This window comes from Pseudooctadecabacter sp., from assembly GCF_020627745.1.
Taxonomy (GTDB): Bacteria; Pseudomonadota; Alphaproteobacteria; order Rhodobacterales; family Rhodobacteraceae; genus Octadecabacter.
In genome coordinates, this window is record NZ_JAHDGE010000029.1 from 1 (window position 1) to 4906 (window position 4906).

The following is a 4906-nucleotide window of genomic DNA, read 5'->3' on the forward strand; positions in this document are numbered from 1 at the left end:
TTCAAGTTCCTCGTCGGTCATGATCTTCGTGTCAAACTCCGATTGAAGGCGATCGCGGTGGTCAAGAATGTCCCGATCGCTTGTCACAAAGACATCGTGCCCGTGCCTAATATGGGTTTCGAAGTGGTGTGCGTCAGCCATGTTGGACCGGCCGATCAACTTTAATATCCGCGACCAAGGGTTGTCGTCGGCGGCTAAAACCATGTTTCCATAAGTCGCATGCTCGCTATCATATACAGCCAACGGAGGTAACTTGCGCTCATCACTAATTCTCCGCGTCTCGCGCAGGCCTTCTATGTTGGTGGCATACAGTTCAATGCGCCCTTCGGTTTCTAGGCGCCGTAGTCTTTTCAGATTTGCGTTCTGGTCGCAGGATACGCGGATCATTTAGTGGGGCTCCGTCAAGTAGGTTCATTCAACAAACTAGCACTATGCCCCCTTGCCACACACCCCCAACCCCCCTATACGGCGCACTCTAACCCACTCCACCGGAGAATCGGGTCACGTGGCGTGTGCAAACACCAACCCACGGCCTGCCGGTGATGTTGACAAAGGAGCCGTCCCATGGACGCCAAGGAACTTCGGGAAAAGACACCCGACCAGTTGCGCGATGACCTCGCCAACCTGAAAAAAGAAGCCTTCAACCTGCGCTTTCAGCAGGCCACCGGCCAACTTGAGAACACAGCCCGTATGCGCGCCGTCAAGCGTGAAGCAGCCCGTGTGAAAACCATTCTGAACGAAAAAGCAGCAGCCGCTGCTGCGGAGGCCTAATATGCCCAAGCGTATCCTTTCGGGCGTTGTGACGTCCAACCAGAACGCCCAGACCGTGACTGTCTCGGTCGAGCGTCGCTTCAAGCACCCTTTGCTTCAGAAAACTGTGCGTAAGTCCAAAAAGTACCGCGCACATGATGAGAACAACCAGTTCAACGTCGGGGACACCGTCCGCATTCAGGAATGTGCCCCCAAGTCGAAAACCAAACGCTGGGAGGTGATTGCGTAAGCAACACCACCCCGTTTCGTGAAACCCTGAGCCAGCGACGGATTACGCTGAGTTCAAAGGTCAGGAGAAACCCATGATCCAGATGCAGACCAATCTTGATGTGGCTGACAACAGCGGCGCCCGCCGTGTTCAGTGCATCAAGGTGCTCGGCGGTTCCCACCGTCGTTACGCATCGGTCGGCGATATTATCGTCGTATCGGTGAAAGAGGCCATCCCACGTGGTCGCGTAAAGAAAGGTGACGTCCGCAAGGCCGTCGTCGTGCGCACCGCCAAGGAAGTCCGCCGCGAAGACGGCACCGCGATCCGCTTTGATCGCAACGCCGCCGTCATCCTCAACAACAACAACGAACCTGTTGGCACCCGTATCTTCGGGCCAGTGGTTCGCGAACTGCGCGCGAAGAACTTCATGAAGATCATCTCGCTCGCTCCGGAGGTGCTGTAAAATGGCTGCCAAACTCCGCAAAGGTGACAAGGTCATCGTGCTGGCCGGCAAGGACAAGGGCAAGACAGGTGAAATCACCTCCGTTGACCCGAAATCCGGCAAGGCCGTTGTCGATGGCATCAACATCGCCATCCGCCACGTAAAGCAATCCCAGACAACGCAGGGTGGTCGCACACCCAAAGCGATGCCAATCGAGCTGTGCAACCTGGCCATCGTCGATGCAAACGGCAAAGCCACGCGCGTCGGTTTCAAGATGGACGGTGACAAGAAAGTCCGCTTCGCCAAGACAACAGGGGATGTGATCTGATGCTTGATACTGCAAACTACACACCTCGTCTGAAGGCCCTGTATGCTTCCGAAATCAAAGCAAAGATGAAGGAAGAATTCGGCTACAAGAACGACATGCAAATCCCCGGTCTGGACAAAATCGTCCTGAACATCGGTGCAGGCGCAGAGGCCGTCAAAGACTCCAAGAAAGCCAAATCGGCTCAGGAAGATCTGACAGCCATCGCCGGTCAGCAGGCCGTCATCACCAAAGCCAAGAAGTCCATCGCTGGCTTCCGCGTGCGTGAAGACATGCCGCTGGGTGCCAAAGTGACCCTTCGTGGCGACCGCATGTTTGAATTCCTGGATCGTCTGATCACGATCGCCATGCCCCGCATCCGTGACTTCCGCGGCGTGTCCGGCAAGTCGTTCGATGGCCGTGGCAACTACGCCATGGGCATGAAGGAACACATCGTCTTCCCCGAAATCAACTTCGACAAAGTCGACGAAGTTTGGGGCCTGGATATCGTCATCTGCACCACCGCAGACAACGATGCAGAAGCAAAAGCGCTGTTGAAGCATTTCAACATGCCGTTCAACAGCTAAGGGGAAGAGAGAAATGGCTAAGAAATCCATGATCGCCCGCGAAGTGAAGCGCGAGAAGCTCGTGAAAAAGTACGCCGCAAAGCGTGCAGAGCTGAAAGCAATCGCAAATGATGACAGCAAGCCCATGGAAGAGCGGTTCAAGGCCCGTTTGGCACTCGCCAAACTGCCCCGCAACTCCTCGCCCACGCGCCTGCACAACCGGTGCCAGCTCACCGGCCGTCCTCACGCATATTACCGCAAACTCAAGATCAGCCGGATCGCGCTGCGGGACCTCGGTTCCAATGGCGAAATCCCCGGCATGGTCAAGTCCAGCTGGTAAGGAGCATATGATATGAACGATCCTATCGCAGATATGCTGACGCGCATCCGCAACGGCCAAATGCGTGGCAAGTCGACGGTGGCAACACCGGCGTCCAAGCTGCGCGGCTGGGTACTCGATGTGCTGGCAGACGAAGGCTACATTCGCGGCTATGAGGCCACGAAAGACGAACGCGGCCACCCCGCATTCGAAATCAGCCTCAAGTATTACGAAGGCACTCCTGTTATTCGCGAAGTCAAGCGGGTCTCCAAACCCGGTCGTCGCGTCTACATGGGCGTCAATGACATTCCTGTTGTCCGTCAGGGCCTCGGTGTGTCGATTGTCTCCACCCCCAAGGGTGTGATGTCGGACGCAAACGCACGCAGCCACAATGTTGGCGGCGAAGTGCTTTGCACCGTATTCTAAGGAGAAACTGATGTCTCGTATTGGTAAAAAACCGGTTGACCTGCCCAGCGGCGTAACCGCCTCTGTGTCCGGTCAGACCGTCGAAGTGAAGGGGCCGAAAGGCACCCGCAGCTTCACCGCAACCGACGATGTGACACTGGCCGTCGAAGACAACGCTGTGACGGTCACGCCGCGCGGCAAGTCCAAGCGCGCCCGCCAGCAGTGGGGCATGTCCCGCACGCAGGTGCAAAACCTCGTCACCGGCGTCACCGACGGTTTCAAGAAAGAGCTTGAGATCAACGGTGTGGGTTACCGCGCACAGATGCAGGGCAACGTCCTGAAGCTGAACCTGGGCTACTCCCACGACGTCAACTTTGACGTGCCGGAAGGTGTAACCGTTACGGCCCCCAAGCCCACGATCATCATCGTCGAGGGCAACGACCAGCAACAGGTCGGTCAGGTCGCAGCCAACATCCGTGAATGGCGCAAGCCGGAGCCTTACAAAGGCAAGGGCATCAAATATGTGGATGAGTATATCTTCCGCAAAGAAGGTAAGAGGTAAGACCAATGGCAAACTCCAAGCGTCAACTCTTCATCAAGCGCCGCCTGCGTGTTCGCAACAAGCTGCGCAAGGTCAACAACGGCCAGCCCCGTCTGTCCGTGCACCGTTCGTCCAAGAACATCAGCGCACAGCTGATCGACGACGTGAACGGTGTGACACTGGCATCCGCCTCCTCGCTGGAGAAGGATCTGGGCGTCGTTGGCAAGAACAACGTCGAAGCCGCCGCCAAAGTGGGCACTGCAATCGCAGAGCGCGCGAAAAAAGCCGGTGTGACCGAGGCCCAGTTCGACCGTGGTGGGTTCCTCTTCCACGGCAAGATCAAAGCCTTGGCTGAAGCTGCCCGCGAAGGTGGCTTGAAGATCTAAGACTGTCGCTCATCCCGGAACGTGGAAACCGGTTTTCGGACCAAGATGAGCGAAGAAAAAAATGAGAAGGGCTCCGACAGGGGCCCTTCCGATGATCCGGGGCAATAGCCACCAGGATTGACGTAAAACCGGGGCATGCCCCACCTGATACAAAGGATGTTCTCCAATGGCAGAACGTGACAACAACCGCCGCGGCAAAGGCCGTGACCGGGACGAAACACCAGAATTCGCCGATCGCCTGGTTGCGATCAACCGCGTCTCCAAAACCGTTAAGGGTGGTAAGCGCTTCGGTTTCGCAGCCCTCGTCGTCGTAGGCGACCAAAAAGGCCGCGTCGGCTTTGGCAAAGGTAAAGCCAAGGAGGTCCCGGAGGCCATCCGCAAGGCAACCGAACAAGCCAAGCGTCAGATGATCCGCGTGCAGCTGCGCGAAGGCCGCACATTGCACCACGACATGGAAGGCCGCCATGGTGCTGGCCGCGTCGTGATGCGCACAGCCCCGCAGGGTACCGGTATCATCGCCGGTGGTCCAATGCGTGCCGTGTTCGAAATGCTGGGCATTCAGGACGTGGTGGCAAAATCCATCGGGTCCCAGAACCCCTACAACATGATCCGCGCCACGCTCGACGGTCTGCGCAAAGAGGCTTCCCCTCGTTCCGTCGCCCAGCGTCGCGGTAAGAAAGTGGCCGACATCCTGCCCAAGCAGAACAACGTCGACCAGCAATCCGACGTCGCCCACAACGCGCCCGTGGCCGAAGCCACGGCTGACGCATAAGGAGACCTGAACAATGGCAAAAACCATCGTCGTCAAACAGATCGGTTCCCCGATCCGCCGCCCCGCAAAACAGCGTGCCACGCTGATCGGTCTGGGCCTGAACAAGATGCACAAGACCCGCGAGCTGGAAGACACCCCTTCCGTGCGCGGCATGGTCGAAAGCATCCCCCACATGGTCGAGATCATCGAAGA

At 57.4% G+C, this 4906-nt stretch carries 12 protein-coding genes; 11 read left to right on the top strand and 1 reads right to left on the bottom strand.

All coding sequences use genetic code 11. The features are described 5' to 3' along the window. Positions 1–387 (bottom strand): hypothetical protein (locus QZ653_RS11250; protein ID WP_296420179.1); only part of this gene is annotated, 387 nt, incomplete at its 3' end. A gap of 177 nt (positions 388–564) precedes the next feature. Here QZ653_RS11250 and rpmC point away from each other — a divergent pair. The 11 genes from rpmC to rpmD all read left to right on the top strand — a co-directional run. Then, on the top strand, positions 565–771 hold the full coding sequence (gene rpmC, locus QZ653_RS11255) for a 50S ribosomal protein L29 (protein WP_296420180.1): 207 nt from the start codon (positions 565–567) through the stop codon (positions 769–771). A gap of 1 nt (position 772) precedes the next feature. Then, on the top strand, positions 773–1000 hold the full coding sequence (gene rpsQ, locus QZ653_RS11260; protein WP_296420181.1) for a 30S ribosomal protein S17: 228 nt from the start codon (positions 773–775) through the stop codon (positions 998–1000). A 73-nt stretch (positions 1001–1073) separates the two neighbouring features. Further along, on the top strand, positions 1074–1442 hold the full coding sequence (gene rplN / locus QZ653_RS11265; protein ID WP_009574016.1) for a 50S ribosomal protein L14: 369 nt from the start codon (positions 1074–1076) through the stop codon (positions 1440–1442). Between the two features lies 1 nt (position 1443). After that, positions 1444–1749, top strand: a complete 306-nt coding sequence (gene rplX, locus QZ653_RS11270) for a 50S ribosomal protein L24 (protein ID WP_296420182.1) — start codon at positions 1444–1446, stop codon at positions 1747–1749. Next, entirely contained in the window at positions 1749–2312 is a 564-nt protein-coding gene (rplE, locus tag QZ653_RS11275; protein WP_296420183.1) for a 50S ribosomal protein L5, read from the top strand. The genes rplX and rplE overlap by 1 nt, the downstream gene beginning before the upstream one ends. Before the next feature lie 13 nt (positions 2313–2325). Then, positions 2326–2631, top strand: a complete 306-nt coding sequence (gene rpsN, locus QZ653_RS11280; RefSeq protein ID WP_296420184.1) for a 30S ribosomal protein S14 — start codon at positions 2326–2328, stop codon at positions 2629–2631. 12 nt (positions 2632–2643) lie between these two features. Further along, positions 2644–3036, top strand: coding sequence for a 30S ribosomal protein S8 (gene rpsH, locus QZ653_RS11285; RefSeq protein WP_296420185.1), 393 nt, complete (start codon positions 2644–2646; stop codon positions 3034–3036). A gap of 10 nt (positions 3037–3046) precedes the next feature. Then, complete coding sequence (rplF, locus tag QZ653_RS11290; RefSeq protein ID WP_296420186.1) at positions 3047–3577, top strand: 50S ribosomal protein L6; 531 nt, start codon at positions 3047–3049, stop codon at positions 3575–3577. Between the two features lie 5 nt (positions 3578–3582). Then, the gene (gene rplR, locus QZ653_RS11295) at positions 3583–3942 is read left to right on the top strand and encodes a 50S ribosomal protein L18 (protein ID WP_296420187.1); all 360 of its coding nucleotides are present in this window, start codon (positions 3583–3585) and stop codon (positions 3940–3942) included. 166 nt (positions 3943–4108) lie between these two features. Further along, complete coding sequence (gene rpsE, locus QZ653_RS11300; protein ID WP_296420188.1) at positions 4109–4714, top strand: 30S ribosomal protein S5; 606 nt, start codon at positions 4109–4111, stop codon at positions 4712–4714. A 13-nt stretch (positions 4715–4727) separates the two neighbouring features. Continuing rightward, positions 4728–4906 (top strand): 50S ribosomal protein L30 (rpmD, locus tag QZ653_RS11305; protein WP_296420222.1); only part of this gene is annotated, 179 nt, incomplete at its 3' end.

Excerpts from the sequence above, each read along its gene's own strand:
- rpsE (WP_296420188.1), top strand. The coding sequence starts at position 4,109 with ATGGCAGAACGTGACAACAACCGCCGCGGCAAAGGCCGTGACCGGGAC.
- rplE (WP_296420183.1), top strand. The coding sequence starts at position 1,749 with ATGCTTGATACTGCAAACTACACACCTCGTCTGAAGGCCCTGTATGCT.
- rplN (WP_009574016.1), top strand. The coding sequence starts at position 1,074 with ATGATCCAGATGCAGACCAATCTTGATGTGGCTGACAACAGCGGCGCC.
- rplR (WP_296420187.1), top strand. The coding sequence starts at position 3,583 with ATGGCAAACTCCAAGCGTCAACTCTTCATCAAGCGCCGCCTGCGTGTT.
- rpsQ (WP_296420181.1), top strand. The coding sequence starts at position 773 with ATGCCCAAGCGTATCCTTTCGGGCGTTGTGACGTCCAACCAGAACGCC.
- rplX (WP_296420182.1), top strand. The coding sequence starts at position 1,444 with ATGGCTGCCAAACTCCGCAAAGGTGACAAGGTCATCGTGCTGGCCGGC.
- rpsH (WP_296420185.1), top strand. The coding sequence starts at position 2,644 with ATGAACGATCCTATCGCAGATATGCTGACGCGCATCCGCAACGGCCAA.
- rpsN (WP_296420184.1), top strand. The coding sequence starts at position 2,326 with ATGGCTAAGAAATCCATGATCGCCCGCGAAGTGAAGCGCGAGAAGCTC.
- rpmC (WP_296420180.1), top strand. The coding sequence starts at position 565 with ATGGACGCCAAGGAACTTCGGGAAAAGACACCCGACCAGTTGCGCGAT.
- rplF (WP_296420186.1), top strand. The coding sequence starts at position 3,047 with ATGTCTCGTATTGGTAAAAAACCGGTTGACCTGCCCAGCGGCGTAACC.